Source organism: Xanthomonas sp. NCPPB 1068, assembly GCF_041479385.2.
GTDB classification, from domain to species: Bacteria; Pseudomonadota; Gammaproteobacteria; order Xanthomonadales; family Xanthomonadaceae; genus Xanthomonas; species Xanthomonas cannabis.
This window is the reverse complement of sequence record NZ_CM192986.1, coordinates 2645367-2664290: the sequence shown is the minus strand read 5'-3', so window position 1 is coordinate 2664290 and position 18924 is coordinate 2645367. Positions and strand designations below refer to the sequence as shown.

The 18924-nt window shown below is 68.6% G+C and carries 14 protein-coding genes and 1 tRNA gene; 10 read left to right on the top strand and 5 right to left on the bottom strand.

Annotated features, from left to right (window positions below):
- Window positions 1-59: 59 nt before the first annotated feature.
- Together ACCQ12_RS11395 and ACCQ12_RS11390 are read right to left on the bottom strand one after the other, a co-directional pair.
- Window positions 60-135: transfer RNA gene (locus ACCQ12_RS11395), tRNA-Ala, on the bottom strand.
- A gap of 86 nt (window positions 136-221) precedes the next feature.
- Window positions 222-623, bottom strand: a complete 402-nt coding sequence (locus ACCQ12_RS11390) for an H-NS histone family protein (protein ID WP_003485983.1) — start codon at window positions 621-623, stop codon at window positions 222-224.
- Between the two features lie 220 nt (window positions 624-843).
- On the opposite strand from ACCQ12_RS11390, the gene ACCQ12_RS11385 reads away from it, so the two are divergent.
- Complete coding sequence (locus ACCQ12_RS11385) at window positions 844-1020, top strand: DUF3606 domain-containing protein (protein WP_068835655.1); 177 nt, start codon at window positions 844-846, stop codon at window positions 1018-1020.
- A gap of 14 nt (window positions 1021-1034) precedes the next feature.
- Window positions 1035-3617, top strand: coding sequence for a DNA ligase D (ligD, locus tag ACCQ12_RS11380; RefSeq protein WP_372381745.1), 2583 nt, complete (start codon window positions 1035-1037; stop codon window positions 3615-3617).
- A gap of 81 nt (window positions 3618-3698) precedes the next feature.
- On the opposite strand, the gene rnd is transcribed toward ligD, so the two are convergent.
- Window positions 3699-4793 (bottom strand): ribonuclease D, encoded by a 1095-nt coding sequence (gene rnd / locus ACCQ12_RS11375; RefSeq protein WP_372381744.1) that lies wholly within the window; start codon window positions 4791-4793, stop codon window positions 3699-3701.
- A gap of 118 nt (window positions 4794-4911) precedes the next feature.
- On the opposite strand from rnd, the gene ACCQ12_RS11370 reads away from it, so the two are divergent.
- Together ACCQ12_RS11370 and ACCQ12_RS11365 are read left to right on the top strand one after the other, a co-directional pair.
- Entirely contained in the window at window positions 4912-6756 is a 1845-nt protein-coding gene (locus tag ACCQ12_RS11370) for a formylglycine-generating enzyme family protein (RefSeq protein WP_184387409.1), read from the top strand.
- 305 nt (window positions 6757-7061) lie between these two features.
- Window positions 7062-8309, top strand: a complete 1248-nt coding sequence (locus ACCQ12_RS11365) for a virulence factor family protein (protein WP_372381743.1) — start codon at window positions 7062-7064, stop codon at window positions 8307-8309.
- Between the two features lie 291 nt (window positions 8310-8600).
- On the opposite strand, the gene xseA is transcribed toward ACCQ12_RS11365, so the two are convergent.
- Together xseA and queG are read right to left on the bottom strand one after the other, a co-directional pair.
- Entirely contained in the window at window positions 8601-9938 is a 1338-nt protein-coding gene (gene xseA / locus ACCQ12_RS11360) for an exodeoxyribonuclease VII large subunit (protein ID WP_372381742.1), read from the bottom strand.
- A 137-nt stretch (window positions 9939-10075) separates the two neighbouring features.
- Window positions 10076-11143, bottom strand: coding sequence for a tRNA epoxyqueuosine(34) reductase QueG (queG, locus tag ACCQ12_RS11355; protein ID WP_047697785.1), 1068 nt, complete (start codon window positions 11141-11143; stop codon window positions 10076-10078).
- A gap of 24 nt (window positions 11144-11167) precedes the next feature.
- Between queG and ACCQ12_RS11350 the strand changes: the two genes are divergently transcribed.
- The 6 genes from ACCQ12_RS11350 (at window position 11168) to ACCQ12_RS11325 (ending at window position 18810) form a co-directional block, all read left to right on the top strand.
- The gene (locus ACCQ12_RS11350; protein WP_372381741.1) at window positions 11168-12655 is read left to right on the top strand and encodes an NAD(P)H-hydrate dehydratase; all 1488 of its coding nucleotides are present in this window, start codon (window positions 11168-11170) and stop codon (window positions 12653-12655) included.
- On the top strand, window positions 12652-13152 hold the full coding sequence (gene tsaE, locus ACCQ12_RS11345; protein ID WP_047697789.1) for a tRNA (adenosine(37)-N6)-threonylcarbamoyltransferase complex ATPase subunit type 1 TsaE: 501 nt from the start codon (window positions 12652-12654) through the stop codon (window positions 13150-13152). Before ACCQ12_RS11350 ends, tsaE begins: the two co-directional genes overlap by 4 nt.
- A gap of 70 nt (window positions 13153-13222) precedes the next feature.
- On the top strand, window positions 13223-14884 hold the full coding sequence (locus ACCQ12_RS11340; RefSeq protein ID WP_166748741.1) for an N-acetylmuramoyl-L-alanine amidase: 1662 nt from the start codon (window positions 13223-13225) through the stop codon (window positions 14882-14884).
- A gap of 138 nt (window positions 14885-15022) precedes the next feature.
- Window positions 15023-16891, top strand: coding sequence for a DNA mismatch repair endonuclease MutL (mutL, locus tag ACCQ12_RS11335; protein ID WP_372381740.1), 1869 nt, complete (start codon window positions 15023-15025; stop codon window positions 16889-16891).
- The gene (locus ACCQ12_RS11330; RefSeq protein WP_372381739.1) at window positions 16891-17826 is read left to right on the top strand and encodes a DUF1684 domain-containing protein; all 936 of its coding nucleotides are present in this window, start codon (window positions 16891-16893) and stop codon (window positions 17824-17826) included. The genes mutL and ACCQ12_RS11330 overlap by 1 nt, the downstream gene beginning before the upstream one ends.
- A 21-nt stretch (window positions 17827-17847) precedes the next feature.
- The gene (locus ACCQ12_RS11325) at window positions 17848-18810 is read left to right on the top strand and encodes a TraB/GumN family protein (RefSeq protein ID WP_372383603.1); all 963 of its coding nucleotides are present in this window, start codon (window positions 17848-17850) and stop codon (window positions 18808-18810) included.
- Window positions 18811-18924 lie beyond the last annotated feature (114 nt).

Sequence of the window (18924 nt, the reverse complement as noted above, 5' to 3'; positions counted from 1 at the left end):
GGGTGCCCCATACGCAAGAGCCCCGGACGCGGACGTCCGAGGCTCCTGGTTTGATGCAGTGGTGGAGCGGAAGGGGATCGAACCCTCGACCTTCGCGATGCGAACGCGACGCTCTCCCAGCTGAGCTACCGCCCCACGTGTCTCGATTCTAACCACATGCCAGGCGGTTCGCCAAGACAACTGGCGATCGACCGCGCCGCAAGGGCGCGATCCTGCAACGCTTACTCGCGTACCAGCGGGAACTTGAGGTCCGGGTTCTTGGCCTTCCATTCCTTGTACGACACCGAGCCTTCCCACGCGGCAAAGGCCTTCGGGGTACGGCCACGGCCGGACCAGGTCTCTCCGGTGTGCGGCAGTTCGTACTTCGGCTTCACTTCGCTGCGGCCGCTCTTGACCACTTCCTTGCGCGCAGCGGTGGTGCCCAGGTAGGCGGCGATGTCGTTGCGTTGCTTGGTGTTGAAGTGGCCGGCGAACTGCTCGAGCAGCGAGACGATGGTGGCATGCGCAGAGGATGCCTCGCTCGCGCGCTCGGTTTTCTCCTGTTCTTCCAGCTTCTGCAGCTCGTCCAGCAACTTGGCTTTGGCTTGCGCGATGGAATCCAGTTTCGAAGAGGTATTGCTCACAGAGGTATGGCCTCGGAATAAAGAGTGGAGACGCCGCCCTAGGGGCGCGCGCCATTATGGCATGCGGCCCGGGGGCGGCCGCTGCGGGTGCGGTTGCTTGCACATGGCGTGAACAGGCCTTTCACGAGATCTGTTCGGCCGCTTTCGCATCGTCGTTGCAGGCGTTGTTCAGCTTACACGCACGCCAGCAAACCCGACCACGACGATACAGGAGCCAGCGATGAGCGACGACAAACACAACACCGGCTCGCCCGACCGCGACCGCATCAATGTCAACGAAGCCTATGAGCTGCAGTACTGGACCAAGGCGCTGGGCGTCAGCGCCGACGAACTGCGCGCTGCCGTAAAACAGGTCGGTCCGGTCGCTGCCAGCGTGCGTGAGCATCTGCGGAAGTAGGCCCGGCAACCCCGATGAGCCTGAGCGAGTATCGCCGCAAGCGCAGCTTCGACAAGACCCGCGAGCCCGAGCCCGGCAAGACCGTGCCCGCCGGGCAGCGCGCGATCTTCGTGGTGCAGCTGCACCACGCCAGTCGGCGTCATTACGACTTCCGCCTGCAGGTGGGCGATGCGCTCAAGAGCTGGGCGGTCCCGAAAGGGCCGAGCTATGACCCCAAGGTCAAGCGCATGGCCGTGGAGGTGGAGGATCACCCGGTCGACTATGCAGAGTTCGAAGGAGAGATTCCCAAGGGCGAGTATGGCGGCGGCCACGTGGCCCAGTTCGACCACGGGGTATGGGCCACTGCTGGCGACCCCGAGGCGCAATTGGCCAAGGGGCATCTACGGTTTGAGCTGTTCGGCAGCAAGTTGAAGGGCGGCTGGCACCTGGTACGGTCCGGCAAGCCGGCGCGGCAGCCGCAGTGGTTGCTGTTCAAGGAAGACGACGCCTACGCCGGCACGCTGGAGGCCGACGACCTGTTGGCAGACGTCGCTGCCGCGCCAGCCGCCGATGTGCGTCGCGCCGGCGCCGGCAAGGCCGGGCGCAAGGCACTTACGCACGTGCCTGCGCCGGTCGCCGGCAAGCGCCGGGACTGGGCGAAACAGGCGCTCGCCCTCAGCAACGCGCGCCGCGCCGAGCTGGCCGATGCGCCGTTCGAGCCGCAGCTTGCCAAGCTGGGCCAGGCGCCCCCCGATGGCGCGCAGTGGCTACACGAAATCAAGTGGGATGGTTACCGCATCCTGGCGACCGTGAGCGACGGGCGGGTGCGGTTGTGGTCGCGCAATGCGCTGGAGTGGACCGACAAGACGCCCGAGATCCGCGATGCGATCCAGTCGCTGGGCTTGCGCTCGGCGCAGCTGGATGGCGAGTTGATCGCCGGGCGCGGCACCAAGCAGGACTTCAATCTGCTGCAGGCGACCTTGTCCGGTGAGCGCCAGATGCCGCTCGCGCTGGCAGTCTTCGATCTGCTGCACGTGGACGGCGTGGATATCAGCCAGGCGCCCCTGATCCAGCGCAAGCAACTGTTGCAGGAGGTGATGGCCGCCGCGCTGACGTCGCACCTGGCGTATAGCTCGCATGTGGAAGGCGATGGACAGCAGGCGTTCCGCGTCGCGGGCGAGCAGCATTTCGAAGGCATCATCTCCAAGCGTGCGGACCGGCCCTATCACGGTGGCCGCAGTGACGACTGGCGCAAGACCAAACAATTGGCCAGCCAGGAATACGCGGTGGTGGGCTATACCGCGCCCAAGGGCAGCCGCACGGGGTTCGGTTCGCTGCTGTTGGCCACACCCGACCCGGTGCACGGCTGGCTGTACGTCGGCCGGGTGGGATCGGGCTTTTCCGATGCGCTGATGCGCGAGGTGACGCCGCAGCTGGAGGGCGGCACGCGGACACCCACCGCCCATGTGCCGACCGAGGACACCGACCTGCGCGGCGCAACCTGGTTTGCGCCGCGGTTCGTGGTGGAGGTGTTCTACCGCGGCATCGGTGGTCAGCAGCTATTGCGGCAGGCCTCATTCAAGGCGCTGCGCCCGGACAAGCGCATTGCCGACCTGGCCGACAGCGATGCGGCTGGCGGTGCGGCTGCAGGCTTGCGCAGGACGCCATCGCGCCGGTCCAAGGGGACGCCTGCGTCGTCGCCTGCATCGTCGCCGCCGCCCAGCGCGAAAAGCGCGACGTCCACTTCGGCGGTGCCGGCGCTGTCCAGTCCGAGCAAGCTCATCTACCCGGATATCCGCGCGACCAAAGGCGACGTCTGGGACTACTACCAGGCCGTGATGGACCATCTGCTGCCGGAAATCGTCGGCCGCCCGCTCTCGATCATCCGCTGTCCGAACGGGGCAGAGAAGCCGTGCTTCTTCCAGAAACACCACACCGCCGGGCTGGAGCGCGTCAGTTCGGTCAGGTTGAAGGAAGACACCGGCAACAATGCCTATTACCTGGTCGTGGACGATGCGCCCGGGCTGCTTGAGCTGGTGCAATTCAACGCGCTGGAGTTTCATCCCTGGGGCTCGCATGCTGCCCGCCCCGATGTGGCCGACCGGGTGGTGTTCGACCTGGACCCGGGCCCGGACGTACCGTTTGCCGAGGTCAAGCGCGCGGCGACCGATATCCGCAAGCTGCTGGCGCAGCTGGAACTGGAATCGTTCCTGCGCGTGTCCGGCGGCAAGGGGGTGCACGTGGTGGTGCCCCTGAACCCGGGCTGCGACTGGGACCTGACCAAACGCTTCGCCAAGGGCTTTGCCGATGCGCTGGCGCAGTCGGAACCGGAGCGCTTTGTCGCCACCGCGACCAAGCGGTTTCGCAACAAGCGCATCTTTGTCGATTATCTGCGCAACGGGCGCGGCGCCACGGCGGTGGCATCGTATTCGCTGCGGGGCCGGCCCGGCGCACCGGTGGCCTTGCCGCTACAGTGGTCGGATCTGCCCAAGCTGCACCGTGCCGATGCATTCACGCTACGCGATGTGCCGGAGAAACTGCGCCGCCGGCGCAAGGACCCATGGGCAGACATGGATCATATCCAGCAGAACCTGGCACGTTGGGCGGCGCAGGACTGACGCCTGCCAGGGGATCGCAGGTGGGCCGATGCACGCAATGAAAAGCCCGCATTGCTGCGGGCTCTTTGCGTGAAGCCGATCTCACTGCGCGGCAGGATCGGCCAGCAACGGCAGCAGGTGTGCTTCCAGCAGCTGCCGGCGCCATTGGCCCAGGGCCGCGGGCCAAGCGTGTTGCTCGATCAGCGTTTCCAGATGTCGCCGCGAAGCAAGCAGGCCGTCCGGCAGGCCCAGTTCGCGACTGCGCTGTGCCACGGCGTCCTGCAGGCGCTTGAGCACTGCCTTGTTTCCATCGGTGGCCGCCTGCGCCAGCGGGGCGCTGTCTTCGTCCGGCAGCGGCGTGTCCAGCGCCTCCCAGACCGCAGCGGCGAGTTTGCGCGGGGCCTTGGGGAACTTGTCGAACTGGCGCAGCAGCGCGTCCAGGTCCGCGGGCGGAAACCGCGCCAGCTGGCTGGCCAATTCGTTGTCCAGGATCCAGCTGCGCGGACGGTCGCTCTGGCGCGCCTGCAGATCGCGCCAACGCAAAAGCCGCAGCAGCCGACGTTGCGCGGCCGGCTCCAGGAACTGCGCGGTGCGCAGGCTCACATGCGGCCAACGCTCGCCATCGTCGTGCTCGACGGTGGCCAGCAGCCGCTCGGCATCTTCAGCCAGCCAGCCCAGGCGGTGCTGCTCGGTCAGGCGACGGGTCAGCTCATCGTGCAGCGCAAACAGATAACGCACGTCGTCGGCGGCGTATTCCAGCTGCGACGGAGAGAGCGGGCGGCGCATCCAGTCCGAGCGCGTCTCGCCCTTGGTCAGCAAGGTGCCGGTCACTTCCTGCACCAGTTTCTGATAGCCCATGCCGCCGCCGACACCGGCCAGGGCGGCAGCGATCTGGGTGTCGAACAGCGGCCGCGGCAGCACGCCGCATGCGCACTTGAAGGTGACCAGGTCTTCGCTGGCGCTATGCATCACCTTGACGATGTCGGTGGCGGTCAACCACTCCTTGAGCGCCGCGTTCATGCCCGGGATCAGCGGATCGATCAGCAGGATCTCCTCGCCAATGGCCATCTGCACCAGCGCCAACTGCGGCCAGTAGGTGCGTTCGCGAATGAATTCGGTATCCAGGCCGATGCGCGACGGGCGCGCTGCCTGCAGGCGCTCGGTCAGCTCGGAGGGGTGGGTGATCCAATGGGGCACGTGATTTCCGTCGACAGCAAGGGTTTGCGCAGAACGCGCAGAATAGCCTAACGTCGCGATCGCCTGTCGTGCGGCAGAGCACTGGAAGGAGCAGGTGGTGGGCAAGTGCGGTAACCGGATGGCAGCGTGGGCACTGGTGGCGCTCAGCATGTGTGCCTGTTCGCGTGCCCCGGCACCGACTCCGGCGCCGGCTGCACAAGCGCCGGCGGCGACGCGGCAGCCAGGCACACCCAATGTCTCCATCGGCGGCGAAGAATCCGCCGAGACCGTTGCACAGTGGCAACCGCCGGCCGTGGATCTGGGCGATGAGCCCCTGGCGCAGGCGCGCAAGCGCGCCGACGCGGCCTTGCAGGACGATCGCCTGTACCGCGACGCCGACGATGCGATCCCGTTGTATCTGGCCATCCAGCAACGCGCCGGCGGCAAGGACGCGGCCAGCCGGCGCGGGCTGGAGCAGGCCCGCGCGCGCTTGCTCGAGCGCGGGCAGGCCTTGATTGCCCAGACCGAGCGTCAGGACGATGCGCTGGAACAGGCGCGCGAGCTGGCCATCGTGGCGCTGGCGCTCGCACCGCAGGACCCGAAGGTGCGTGCGCTGCAACGCGAAGTGGAAACCGCCCAGCGCGTGCTCGGGTTCAACCGGGCCGGTGAAGACGATCTGCGCGGTGGCCGGTTGGGCGAAGACGGCAACGGCGCGCTGGTGAACTTTCGCGATGCCGCGCAACTGGACCCGGACAACCCACGCACGCGCCAGGGCCTGGCCGCAGTGGAGAGCGGCCTGCTCGAACGCGCCGAACAGGCCGCCGACGCCGGCGATTTCGTCGGTGCGCGGTACTGGCTGCAGATGGCCGGGCAGGTGCGCGACCGCGCGCCCACCATTGCCGATGCGCGCGCGCGCATCGAGCGCACGCGGCGCGCGCAGATCGCGGCGCTGCACGATGCCGGCCTGCACGACCTGACGTCGCCGCGCGGTCTCAAGGCCGCCGGTGAGAAACTGGCCGAGGTGCTGCGCATCGCCGACCCCGGCGACCCGATGGCGGGCGATCTGCGCCGTCGGCTGGAATTGGCCACCCATTACGGCAGCTTCCGCCCCGGGCAGGTCTTCACCGACGGGCTCAAGCTCGGCGGGCGCGGACCGCAGATGATCGTGGTGCCGCATGGTGCCTTCCAGATGGGTGCCGGCGATGCCGAGCCGGGTGCCTCCGACAACGAGCGCCCGGCGCATTACGTGCGCTTCGCACGCGGCTTTGCGTTGTCGATCACCGAGGTGACGGTGGCCGAGTTCCGCCAGTTCGTCGAGGCCACCGGTGCGCGGCCGCGGGCCACCCGGCGCGGGCATTCGGTGGTGTACGACGAGCGCAGCGGCAACTTCATCCGCCGCAGCGGCGTGGACTGGCAGTCCGACTACAACGGTGCACGGGCCGCACCCAACAGCCCAGTGATGCACGTCAGCATCCGTGATGCGGAGGCGTATGCGTCCTGGCTGTCGGAGCAGACCGGCCGCCATTACCACGTGCCCAGCGAGGCCGAGTTCGAGTACGCGGTGCGCGCCGGCACCACCGGGCGCTATCCGTGGGGGAATGCCGGCTCGCCACCGCGCGACACGGGCAATTTCACCGGCGGCAACGACGTATCGCGCAGCGGCCGGCACTGGAACAACGGCTTCGTCGGCTACGGCGACGGCTTCTGGGGCCCGGCACCGGTAGGCAGTTTCCGCGCCAACGCCTGGGGCCTGCACGACATGGGCGGCAACCTGAGCGAATGGGTGGCCGACTGCTGGCACGCCAGCTATCGCCGGGCACCGGCCGATGGCGCGGCATGGTTCAACCCGGGCTGCCGGCAGCGCATGATCCGCGGCGGCAGCTGGGCCAACTCGCCGCAGCAGACACGCGCGGCGTGGCGGCAATCGCAGGACTCCGATACCACCAGTGCGCGGATCGGGTTCCGGCTGGCGCGCGGGATCTAGAGTTGAGGAGATGGATGCTTCGGGACGGCGGTTCGATTCCGCCCACCTCCACTAATCCGCTCACCTCCACCAAACAGCGTTTCCTGAGACGAGCGACTACAGACTGGAATTCTCGATGCAGAGATTTTTCGGCCTTTTGATGCGCATTGCGGAGGCCGGATGCAGACTGCATAGCGCCGGCCCAGCCACCATGCATGACATGTCTGGATCCCTTGGCTTAACCGCAGCGAACACTTCCCGCGCGCGGATGGAACCGGTGATGCGTGCGGCGGTCGAAGCGCCAGCGCTTCTGAAGGACTGCCGCGATGAGCATGGGGATCACGATGTTTCGTTGGGTCATGGCGACCTTGCTGATCGGCGGCAGCGGCTATGCCGTGGCGCGGCACATGCAGGAAGGCAACACCGCCGGACACTATCACGCAGTGGAGGTCGTGCGCCCGGAAGGCACGCCCAAGGCCATGGTGGTGTTGCTGCCCGACAGCGCCCATCCGCAGGACGGCCAGCGCCTGGCCGACATGCTGAGCGATGACGGTGCGCTGGTTGCGGTGGTTGATACCGCCAGCTACCGCGAGCGCTTGCGCTCGCACCACGCGGCCTGTAGCTCGCTGGCCGACGACGCCGAGCGGCTCGGCAAGAAATTGTTGCGCGCCGAACATGTGGATGCCTTCCTGCCGCCGGTGCTGGTGGGGCAGGGCGATGGCGCCGTGCTGGCACGCCAGGCGCTGGCGTCGTCGGCGCCGGACGTGCTGGGCGGTGCGGTGGTTGCCGATGCCGGCACCACCGACACCGGCCTGGCCTGTTCGCGCGACGTGCCCGATGCCAATCAGGGCTTTCTCGACGATCTGGTCGACGGCGCCAGCCCGATGCAGATCGCTGCGGCCACGCGCGGCCACTTCCAGGCAGCCCAGGCGCAGGGCCTGGGCGACCTGCCGCTGGTCGAGCTGCACGCACCCGGCAGCGACCGCCTGGTGGTGATGCTCTCCGGCGATGGCGGCTGGCGCGAGCTGGACAAGGGCATCGCCGCGCAGCTGCAGCAGCAGGGCGTGTCGGTGGTGGGCTGGAACAGCCTGCGGTACTTCTGGGCCAGCCGTACCCCGCAGCAGGTGGGCGCGGACCTGGACCGGGTGATCGCGGCCTATCGCCAGCGTTGGCACATCCAGCATGTCGCGTTGGTGGGGTATTCGTTCGGTGCCGACATCCTGCCGTTCGCCTACCCGGAACTGTCGCCGCAGCAGCGCGCCTCCGTGCAGTTCGTCAGCCTGCTCGGGCTTGGCCACCAGGCTGATTTCAAGGTGCGTGTCGGCGGCTGGCTGGGCTGGCACAACGATGCCGAGCGCGATGTGGAGCCCGCCATCCAGTCGCTGGACGCGCATCGGCTGCAGTGCATCTATGGCAGTGAGGAAAAGGACACGCTGTGCCCGGAGCTGCGCGCGCGGGGCGTCGAGGTGGCGGTGCGGCCCGGCGGCCACCATTTCGATCACGACCCGGTGGTGTTGACCACGCTGCTGATGCAGGGCTGGCAGCACGCCGCGCAGATGCCTGGCCGCTCCTGACGCCGCTCAGCGTTGAAGAAGCACTAGACGACGTTTTCCGGAGCGCTTGATCGACAACCGGCGATCGCAGTCGAGCACGCTCTGCCGGGCACCGGTGCCTGATTCCTGGCGGCGGTGGCCGTAGTGCCCGAGCGCAATGCCGGGTCTGCCCGTCACCCCACGGCTTATTCAAGGTTTGCTGTCAGCGCCGACCGATGGCGGCGCGACCTGGCGCGGCACTCTTCGCCTGGTCAAGCAGGCGCCGAGCGGCAGCAGTGCTGCAGACACCGCGTCGTCGTGGGCTGCTTGTTTTCAGCCTTCGCCAGATTCCACCCGCACAGCGATGCTGCCATCGGCCAGTTGCGCACGCAGGCCCTCGCCGGCCACCACGTCGGCGGCGCTGCGCACCACGCTGCCATCGGCAGGGCGGGTCACGATGGCATAGCCGCGTGACACGGTGGCAAGCGGGCTCACCGCTTCCAGCGAGCGCGCCAGGCCGCGCAGCCGCAACTGATCGTGCTGCAAGCGCCGTTGCATGGCCGCTTGCGGATGCAGGGCGCGCAGCCGCTGTTGCAAGCTGGCGAGGTTGCGCTGCGGGTTATGCACCTGCAGGTGCGCCTGCCCGCGTTGCACGCGTGTCTGCAGGCGTTCCAGCACCTGGGCCATGCGCGCGCGCAGCTGACGGCCGGCCTCTTCCTGGCGCCGGTGCAGCAGCTGCAGCCGCGCCTGCGGGCTGTGCGCACGCAGGCGCAGCGCAAGCCGGTCGGCGCGTTGCATTGCGTTCCCCAGGGCATGCTGCTGCAGCTGGGCCATGCGTGCCTGCGCGCGCCTCACCCGCGCCGCCAGTTCACGCTGATCGGGCACCAGCAGCTCGGCCGCCACCGACGGCGTGGGCGCACGCACGTCGGCCACGAAATCGCTCAGGCTGAAGTCGGTCTCGTGACCGACCGCCGAGACCACCGGGGTCTGCGCAGCGGCGATCGCGCGCGCCAGACGTTCGTCGTTGAAGGCCCACAGGTCTTCCAGCGAGCCGCCACCGCGGGTGATCAGGATGACGTCGTAACGCCCGGAGGCATCGGCGCGCTGCAGCAGCGAGGTGACCTGTGCCGCGGCGCTGTCGCCCTGCACCAGCGACGGCAACAGGTCCACCTCCAGCAGCGGGAAGCGTCGCGCCAGCACACTGAGCACATCGCGCACCGCCGCACCGCTGGGCGAGGTGATCACCGCCAGACGGCGTACATGCGCCGGCAGCGCTTGCTTGCGCTCGGCATCGAACAGGCCTTCGGCTGCCAGGCGCGTACGCAGTTCGTCGAAGGCACGTCGCAGCGCGCCTTCGCCGGCTTCTTCCATGTGGTCGAGCACCAGCTGGTAGTCGCCGCGCGCTTCGTACAGAGTGAGGCGGCCGCGTGCGAGCACGCGCAAGCCCTCGCGCGGCTGGAACTTCAGCCAGGTGCTCTTGGGCTTGAACATCGCGCAACGGATCTGCGCGCGCGCGTCCTTGAGCGTGAAGTACAGATGGCCCGAGGCCGGGCGGGTGACGCTGCTCAGCTCGGCTTCCACCCACACCAGCGGGAAGCTGCCTTCCAGCAGGTCGCGCGCCAGTGTATTGAGCTGGCTGGGAGTGAGGATCTGTTGGTTGCGGTCGGCCATCGCCGCATTATCCCGTAGCGGGGAAGCGTGTGGGTGATCGCCTTCCGAACGCCCCGGCGGCCGGTGGCAGAGCCTGGCCGTCGCCTGCTGGGCGCATGCCGCAGGCTGCAGCGGCGCACGCAGCGAATGCCGGGGGGTCAGATGCCGTGCTGCGCCAGCGCCCAGCCGGCGTGTTCGCGTACCAGTTCCGAGTCGTGGTGGCGACGCGCTTCCAGGGCGGCCAAGACTTCCGGCGTGCCCGGTGCATTGCCCAGGCCCACAGCGATATTGCGCAGCCAGCGTTCGTGGCCGCTGCGGCGGATCGGGCTCCCTTCGGTGCGGCGCAGGAATTCGTCCTCGTCCCAGGCAAACAGCTGCGGCAGCGTTGCCACATCCAGCGCATTGCGGGCGCGGAAGTCCGGCTCATCGGTGCGCTTGGCGAACTTGTTCCAGGGGCAGATCAGCTGGCAATCGTCGCAGCCGAAGATGCGGTTGCCGATCGGCTTGCGCATCTGTTCCGGAATTGGACCGTCGTGTTCGATGGTGAGGTAGGCAATGCAGCGGCGCGCATCCAGCCGGTACGGCGCGATGATGGCCTGGGTCGGGCAGATGTCGATGCAGCGCGTGCAGGTGCCGCAATGCGCGGTGGCCGGCGTGTCGATCGGCAGCGGCAGATCCAGATAGATCTCGCCCAGGAAGAACCACGAGCCGCCGTTGCGATCGATCAGGCAGGTGTGTTTGCCGATCCAGCCCAGCCCCGCGTTACGCGCCAGTGCGCGCTCCAGCACCGGCGCCGAATCGACGAACACGCGGAAGCCGAAGGCGCCGATCTCGCCCTGGATGCGCTCGGCCAGCTTCTGCAGCCGGTTGCGCATCAGCTTGTGGTAATCGCGCCCCAGCGCATAGCGCGCCACGTACGCACGGTTGCCGTCGTGCAAGGTGTTCCAGGCCTCGGTGTCGTCCTTGCGACCGTAATCCATGCCAACCGACAACACCCGCAAGGTGCCCGGCACCAGCTCCTGCGGGCGCGAGCGTTTGTCGCCGTGCTGGGCCATCCAGTGCATCGTGCCGTACAGGCCTTCTTCCAGCCAGCTGCGCAGATGCACTTCGTCTTCGCCCAATTCGATGCCGGCGATACCGCAGCGTTGAAAGCCCGCTTCGCGTGCAAGCGCACGGATGCGCGCGGCGGCATCGGTGGGGTCGGGGCGGGCGAGGACGGCAGACATGACGACAAGTATAGAATTCCCGGCATGTACGCACCGCTCGCTCTTTACGATTCCGCTGCCGCGCGCACGCTCGATGCGCAGGCCACCGCGCTGCTCGGTGGCGATGGCTACATCCTGATGCAACGTGCCGGGCAGGCCGCCTGGCAATGGTTGCTGGAGCGCTGGCCGCAGGCGCGCCGCATCGTGGTGGTCTGCGGGACCGGCAACAACGGCGGCGATGGCTATGTGCTGGCGCGGTTGGCGCAGCGCGCCGGGCGCCAGGTGCGGGTGGTGCATCTGCCCGAGCGGGGCCCGGCATCGGAGCTGGCCCAGCGCGCCTGCACCGACTACCTGGCGGTGGGCGGCGCGATCGAGCTGTTCCCGTATCCGCTGGCGCAGGCCGATGTGATCGTGGATGCGCTGTTCGGCATCGGCCTGAACCGCGCGCCCGATGCGCCAACCGCAGCGCTGATCGAGGCGGTCAATAGTTGCGGCGTTCCGGTGCTGGCGCTGGACGTGCCCAGCGGCATCGACGCCGACCATGGCGTGGCGTTCGAGACGGCCGTGCGTGCGCAGGCGACCTTGCAATTCATCGTGCCGCATGTCGGCCTGTACACCGGCGACGCCCTGGAATACGCAGGCGACCGCGGCATCGCAACGCTGGACGTGCCGGGCTCTGCATTCGACGGGCTTACGCCTGCCGCACATCGCTGGGACATCGACGCGCTGGCGGCGCAGTTGCGGCCCCGGCGGCGCAACACGCACAAGGGCGAATCGGGCCGGGTGCTGTGCGTGGGCGGCAATCTGGGCAGCGGCGGGGCAATCATGCTGACCGCCGAAGCCGCGCTGCGCAGCGGCGCCGGGCTGGTGCAGGTGGCCACCCGTGCCGAGCACGTGACCACGTTGCTGGCGCGTTGCCCCGAAGCGATGGTGCGCGCGGTGCAGGCGGGCGACGACATCGCCGCCCTGGCCGATGCCGCCGATGTGGTCGCGCTCGGGCCCGGCCTGGGCCAGGACCCGTGGGCCCAGACGTTGTGGCATGCGGTCCTGGGCTCGGACAGCGCCGTCGTCATCGACGCCGATGGCCTGAACCTGTTGGCGTCGAATCCGGTGCCCACGCGTGGCCCGCGGGTGCTGACCCCGCATCCCGGCGAAGCCGGGCGATTGCTGGGGCTGTCCACCGCGCAGGTGCAGCGCGACCGCCTGACCGCCGCTGCCGCGTTGGCCCAGCGCTTCGACGCGGTGGTGGTGCTCAAGGGCGCCGGCAGCGTGGTGGCGGCCCCGCGCGCGGTCCCGCGCATCATCGACGCCGGCAACCCGGGCATGGCCGTCGGTGGCATGGGCGACCTGTTGACCGGCGTGATCGCCGCCTTGCTGGGCCAGGGCTGGGCGGCCCTGGAGGCCGCCAGCCTGGGCGCCTTGCTGCATGCCTGCGCCGGCGACGCGGCGGCGCGCGACGGCGAACGCGGCCTGTTGCCCACCGACCTGCTGCCGCAGCTGCGTCGCCTTGCCAATGCCGGAGCCACTGCATGACGCCTCTTGCTGCCTACCTGATCGATGCCGAGGCCACCGAGACGCTGGGCCGCGCAATGGCGGCAGTCCGGCCCGCCAACGCGATGGTCCAGCTGCATGGCGACCTGGGCGCGGGCAAGTCCACGCTGGCGCGCGCGCTGCTGCGGGCGCTCGGTGTCAGCGGGCCGATCCGCAGCCCGACCTATACCCTGATCGAACGCTATCCGCTGGGCCCCGGCGACGAAGCCTGGCACCTGGACCTGTATCGCATCGGGCAGGCCGGCGAGCTGGATTTCCTTGGCCTGGACGAAGGCAGCGCCAGCCTGTGGCTGGTGGAATGGCCGGAGCGGGGCGCAGGTGCCCTGCCGGCGGTGGACCTGGATGTGGAACTGGCTGTCGATGGCGATGGCCGACGTGTTCGTCTGCTGGGCCGCAGCCAGACCGGGCGCGACTGGCTGACGCGCCTCGCCGATCAGGCCGAGTTGCAGGCGCTTTTTGTCAGCCCACAGGAAGAATGAACGCCAGGTTACGGATTATTAAGGGAAATCACCTTGCAATTCACCCGTTTGGGTGATTGAATCCAGCGCCATGACACCGGGGATCCGCCAGTTCAGTCGTGCCGCCTTGACCGCCAGCCTCAGCCTGGCGGTTTTTGCTGCGTGGGCCGGCGAAATCAAGGGCGTCGGCGTCAGCACCGGCGCCACTGGCACCCGTGCAGAGATCCAGTTGGCCGGCAGCGGCGGCTTCAAGACCTTGTCGCTGGCCAACCCCAATCGGTTGGTGGTGGACTTCCCGGATTCGGCCGCGGCGCGTGGGCTCAAGCTGCCGCCGGCCGCCGGCCTGGTGACCTCCGTGCGCACCGGGCAACCGGTGCCGGGCACGTTCCGGGTGGTGTTCGAGCTGTCCAGCGCGGTCACTGCGCTGAAACCGCAAATGCAGACGCTCGGCAGCGCCTCGACCCTGGTGATCGAATGGCCCGGCGATCCAGCACCCCCCTCCGCCGTTGCCAGCGCACCGGTACCTGCCGCGGCACCGCCGCCACGCCTCGTCGATGCACAGGCCGAAGCGGCGCGTGCCACCGCAGCGCTAGCCGCATCCGCGCAACGTGCATCTGCGGCGCCACCTCCGCCGCCGGTCCCGGTCGTGGTGCCTGCTTCGGCGATGCCGACCGTCACGCAGGCAGCAGTGCCGACCACGGTCGCCACCGGGGTGCCGACGCCGCGTCCCGGAACCGCTGCGGCGGCCGCACCGACGACGGCCGGTAGCGCCCAACCCAATCGCGTCGTTGCGGGCCAGGGCACGCCGATGCCAGGTGCGCCCACGACGGCCGGCGCCTCCGCCGCCGCCATCCTCAATGGGGGCGGCGCGCCGATGGCCGCTGCGGGCGTGGGTCCAGCTGCGGCAGTGCCGGGCGCTGCCACCGACGACGACCTGCCGCCGCGTCCGGTGCTGCCCAGTGAGGCATCGCGGGTCAAGATGGCGCCCGGCATGCGGCCGTTGATCGTCGCCATCGACCCGGGTCATGGCGGCCAGGATCCCGGGGCCATGGGCCCCACCGGCAAGCGCGAGAAGGACGTGACCCTGGCGGTCGGCCGCGAGCTGGCCCGCCAGATCAACGCCACGCCCGGCATGAAGGCGTACCTGACCCGCGACACCGATGTGTTCATCCCGCTGCCGATGCGCGCGCAGAAGGCACGCGCCGCCAAGGCCGACATCTTCATTTCGATCCACGCCGATGCGGCCGAAAACCGCAGCGCCACCGGATCGTCGGTGTACGTGTTGTCCACCAAGGGCGCTTCCTCACAGCGCGCGCGCTGGCTGGCCGACAAGGAAAATGCCGCCGACCTGGTCGGTGGCGTGCGTCTGCAGCAGACCGAAAGCACGCTGGCCAACGTATTGCTGGACCTGGCCCAGAGCGGGCACATGAAAGCCTCCGAAGACGCCGCCGGGCACGTGCTCGGTGGGCTCAAGCGCATCGGCAACAACCACAAGCCGCAGCTGGAGCGGGCCAATTTCGCGGTGCTGCGCACCTCTGATATGCCGGCCATGCTGGTGGAAACCGCGTTCATCTCCAATCCGGACGAAGAGCGTCGCCTGATCGATCCGGCCTACCAGCGCAAGATCGCCGCTGCGGTGCTGGACGGTATCGATACGTTCTTTACGCGCCAGCCGCCGCCGGGCACCTTGTTCGCCGCGCGCGCGCAGGCCGAAGCCGATGCCGTCGGCACCGTGGCCGGCGGCAGCCGCTGACCCGCTCGGCTATCATTCGGCCCTGAATCCCGAGATGTCGGCGCCTGTGCGTCGCCGGGTCGCCGTGCCGAGGTCTGTCTTGTCCGTGTCATCCCCGCTGTACTGCATGCCGCGCATCCTGCGCGGGAGTGCGCGCTGATGGCGATCCGCCAGCTGCCCGAGATCCTGATCAACCAGATCGCCGCCGGCGAGGTCGTCGAGCGGCCCGCTTCCGTGGTCAAGGAACTGGTCGAGAACGCGCTCGACGCCGGCGCCACCCGGGTGGACATCGAGCTGGAAGAAGGCGGCGTGCGCCTGATCCGCATCCGCGACAACGGCGGCGGCATCACGCCCGACGAGCTGCCGCTTGCAGTCTCGCGGCATGCCACCAGCAAGATCGCCTCGCTCGACGATCTGGAAACCGTCGCCACGCTCGGTTTTCGCGGCGAAGCCTTGCCGTCGATCGCCTCGGTCAGCCGCTTCACCCTGATCTCGCGCCGCGCCGATGCCGAGCACGGCTCGGCGCTGCAGATCGACGGCGGCCGGCTGGGCGAGGTGACCCCGCACGCACACGCGCCCGGCACCACGGTCGAGGTGCGCGAGCTGTTCTTCAACGTGCCGGCACGCCGCAAGTTCCTGCGTGCCGAACGTACCGAGCTCGGGCACATAGAAGAGTGGCTGCGCTCGTTGGCGCTGGCGCGCCCGGATGTGGAATTGCGCGTGTCGCACAACGGCAAGCCGTCGCGTCGCTACAAGCCGGGTGACCTGTATTCGGACGCGCGCCTTGGCGAAACGCTGGGCGAGGATTTTGCGCGCCAGGCGCTGCGCGTGGATCACAGCGGCGCCGGCCTGCGCCTGCATGGTTGGGTGGCGCAACCGCATTACTCGCGTGCCAGCACCGACCAGCAATATCTCTACGTCAATGGCCGCTCGGTGCGCGATCGCAGCGTGGCGCACGCGGTCAAGATGGCCTATGGCGATGTGCTGTTCCATGGCCGCCAGCCCGCCTACGTGCTGTTCCTGGAACTGGACCCGGCGCGGGTGGACGTCAACGTGCATCCGGCCAAGCACGAGGTGCGCTTCCGCGAAGCGCGGCTGATCCACGACTTCGTCTACCGCACCTTGCAGGATGCGTTGGCGCAGACGCGTGCCGGTACCACGCCCAACAGCATCGGCAGCGACGCTCCTGCGGCGGACGCCGCGGGTGTGATGGGAGCGGGCCTCAGTGGCGGCGCCAGCTACGGCAGCACCGCCAGTGGTGGTGGCGGCTCAGGAAGCTACGCCAACTGGACGCCCTCGCAGACGCCGTTGGGCTTGCGTGTGGACGAAGCGCGCGCGGCCTACAGTGCGCTGTATGCGCCGCCACCCGGCAGTGCGCAGCATGCTGCACAGCTGCCACAGCTCTCCGGCACCGGCCTGCCGGCCACCGCCGAAGACAGCGGGGTGCCGCCGCTTGGCTACGCGGTGGCGCAGTTGCACGGCATCTACATCCTGTCCGAAAACGCCGAAGGCCTGATCGTGGTGGATATGCACGCCGCGCACGAGCGCATCGGCTACGAACGGCTCAAGAACGCGCACGACAGCATCGGCCTGCATGCGCAGCCACTGCTGGTGCCCATCACGCTGGCGGTGGGCGAGCGCGAGGCCGATACCGCCGAGCGCGAAGCCGATACCCTGGCCAGCCTGGGCTTTGAGATCACCCGTGCCGGCCCGCAATCGCTGCACGTACGCAGCATTCCCGCGTTGCTCGCCAACGCCGAGCCGGAGGCGCTGCTGCGCGATGTGCTCGGCGATCTGCGCGAACATGGGCAAAGCCGGCGCATCGCCAGTGCGCGCGATGAACTGCTCTCCACCATGGCCTGCCACGGCGCCGTGCGCGCCAACCGTCGCCTCACCGTGCCAGAAATGAACGCATTGCTTCGGGATATGGAAGCCACCGAGCGCTCGGGTCAATGCAACCATGGCCGACCCACCTGGGCTCGGTTTACGCTGAGCGATATCGATCGTTGGTTTCTCAGGGGACGTTGATGGCAGTGCACGGGGGGAGGGGCTGGCTGCTCTGCATGCTGGTGGTTGCAACGCTGGCCGGCTGTGGGCGCGACAGCGCGCCGCCGCAGGCGCCGGTGGCGCTGGACAAGACGTTTCTGGCCGATACCGCCGCCTGGCGCGAAGCGCGGCTGAAAGAGCTGCGCGCACCCGATGGCTGGACCAGCCTGGTCGGCCTGCACTGGCTCTCGCTGAAGGCGCACTACATCGGCAGCAGCGCAGACAGTGGGATCAAACTCGCGGTCGGCCCGCCGAAGATGGGCATGGTGTCTAGCGAGGGCGGTGCGGTGTGGTTCGTGCCCGAGCGCGGCGCGGCCCTCAGCGTGGACGGCAAGCCGCTGACCGGCAGGATCCGCTTCCAGTCCGATCGCGATGCGCGGCCGACGCTGATCCAGTTCGACGAGGGCAAGGGCGTGCTCGGCCTGATCCATCGCGGCGACCGCTATGCATTGCGCGTCAAGCATGCCGACGCGCCCTCGCGCACCCACTTCGCCGGGCTGGACTACTGGCCGGTGGATCCGGCATGGCGCATCGCCGCGCGCTACGTACCCAACGATGTCGGCAAGACCATCCCCATCGTGGACATCGTCGGCATCAGCAGCGAACAGCCCAATGCAGGGGCGATCGAGTTCGAGCGCGACGGCAAGACCTATCGGCTGGAGACGATCGGCGAGCCGGGGCGACCCATGTTCGTGGTGTTCGCCGACCGCACCAGCGGCCACGGCAGCTATCCGGCCGGGCGTTTTCTGGACCTGGACGTGCCCGACGCCTCCGGACACGTAGTGGTCGACTTCAATCGCGCCTACAACCCGCCGTGTGCGTTTACCCCGTTCGCCACCTGTCCCTTGCCGCCACCGGAAAACCGGATCGACCTGGCGGTGTCGGCCGGCGAAAAGGCCTACAAGGTGCCGCACTGACGTGATGAGGGGGAATCGGTGATGGTCAACGCAATGAAAGTGCGGCTGGCTGCCTGGGGCCGCAGCGCGATGCTCGGCCTGGCACTGTGGAGCGGGGCGGTTGCGCCGGTCTGCGCACGTGCGGCCAACGAGGTGCCCGCCAACCCGCCGGTGCCGCTGCTATGGAAGGTCGATGGCAAGGGCGGCACGCTCTACCTGCTCGGCTCGTTCCATGTGCTCAAGCCCAGCGATTACCCGCTGTCGCCGGACGTGATGCAGGCATTTGCCAAGGCCGACCGGCTGGTCTTCGAGTTGCCGCCATCGGACGCGCAATCGCCGCAGCTGGCCAGCCGCATGTTGCAGGTGGCGCGCCGCAGCGACGGCCGGACCCTGCAGGACGTGCTGGATGCCAGGACCTGGCAGGCGCTCGGCAGCTACGCACGCACGCACGGCATGTCGGTCGACGCATTGCAGCGGCTCAAGCCCTGGTTTGTCGCGCTCTCGATCAGCATGGCCGAGATGGCCCGCCAGGGCATGGACCCGAATGCCGGCCTGGACCATTACCTGATGCAGCAGGCGCAAGCCAGGGGCAAGCCGGCCGAAGGGCTGGAGCGCGCCGAAGAGCAGATCGCGTTGCTCGACGCGATGTCGCCAACCGAGCAGCATCAGTTGCTGGAAGAGTCGCTGGACGAAGCCGCGACCACCGATCAGCTGCGCCAGCTGCACGCGGCCTGGCGCAGGGGGGATGTGCAGACGCTGTCCACGCAGATGGCCGAAGACCTGCACCGCCAGTATCCGGCGCTGTATCAGGACATCAATGTCGAGCGCAATGCGCGCTGGGTGCCGCGGCTGGAAAAGCAGCTGGGCAAGGGCAGCGGCACCACGCTGGTGGTGGTCGGTGCGTTGCACCTGCTCGGTAACGACGGGGTTGTGGAGCGCCTGCGCGCGCGCGGCTACCACGTGGAGCGGATCTGTTCGGCCTGTGCGCAACCGCCGGGCCGCTGACGGATCGTCTCCGGCGCAGACGCGCCCGGGCCCGATGGGTGCGACACCAAGCGTCAGTCAGTGGCGAACACTGCTGGAACACTCGCTGCGTCCAGGGTGCAGAAAGCTCGGACT

Coding starts and splice junctions, on each gene's coding strand:
- ACCQ12_RS11385 (WP_068835655.1), top strand. CDS start 844: ATGAGCGACGACAAACACAACACCGGCTCGCCCGACCGCGACCGCATC.
- ligD (WP_372381745.1), top strand. CDS start 1,035: ATGAGCCTGAGCGAGTATCGCCGCAAGCGCAGCTTCGACAAGACCCGC.
- ACCQ12_RS11370 (WP_184387409.1), top strand. CDS start 4,912: ATGGCAGCGTGGGCACTGGTGGCGCTCAGCATGTGTGCCTGTTCGCGT.
- ACCQ12_RS11365 (WP_372381743.1), top strand. CDS start 7,062: ATGAGCATGGGGATCACGATGTTTCGTTGGGTCATGGCGACCTTGCTG.
- xseA (WP_372381742.1), bottom strand. CDS start 9,938: ATGGCCGACCGCAACCAACAGATCCTCACTCCCAGCCAGCTCAATACA.
- queG (WP_047697785.1), bottom strand. CDS start 11,143: ATGTCTGCCGTCCTCGCCCGCCCCGACCCCACCGATGCCGCCGCGCGC.
- ACCQ12_RS11350 (WP_372381741.1), top strand. CDS start 11,168: ATGTACGCACCGCTCGCTCTTTACGATTCCGCTGCCGCGCGCACGCTC.
- tsaE (WP_047697789.1), top strand. CDS start 12,652: ATGACGCCTCTTGCTGCCTACCTGATCGATGCCGAGGCCACCGAGACG.
- ACCQ12_RS11340 (WP_166748741.1), top strand. CDS start 13,223: ATGACACCGGGGATCCGCCAGTTCAGTCGTGCCGCCTTGACCGCCAGC.
- mutL (WP_372381740.1), top strand. CDS start 15,023: ATGGCGATCCGCCAGCTGCCCGAGATCCTGATCAACCAGATCGCCGCC.
- ACCQ12_RS11330 (WP_372381739.1), top strand. CDS start 16,891: ATGGCAGTGCACGGGGGGAGGGGCTGGCTGCTCTGCATGCTGGTGGTT.
- ACCQ12_RS11325 (WP_372383603.1), top strand. CDS start 17,848: ATGGTCAACGCAATGAAAGTGCGGCTGGCTGCCTGGGGCCGCAGCGCG.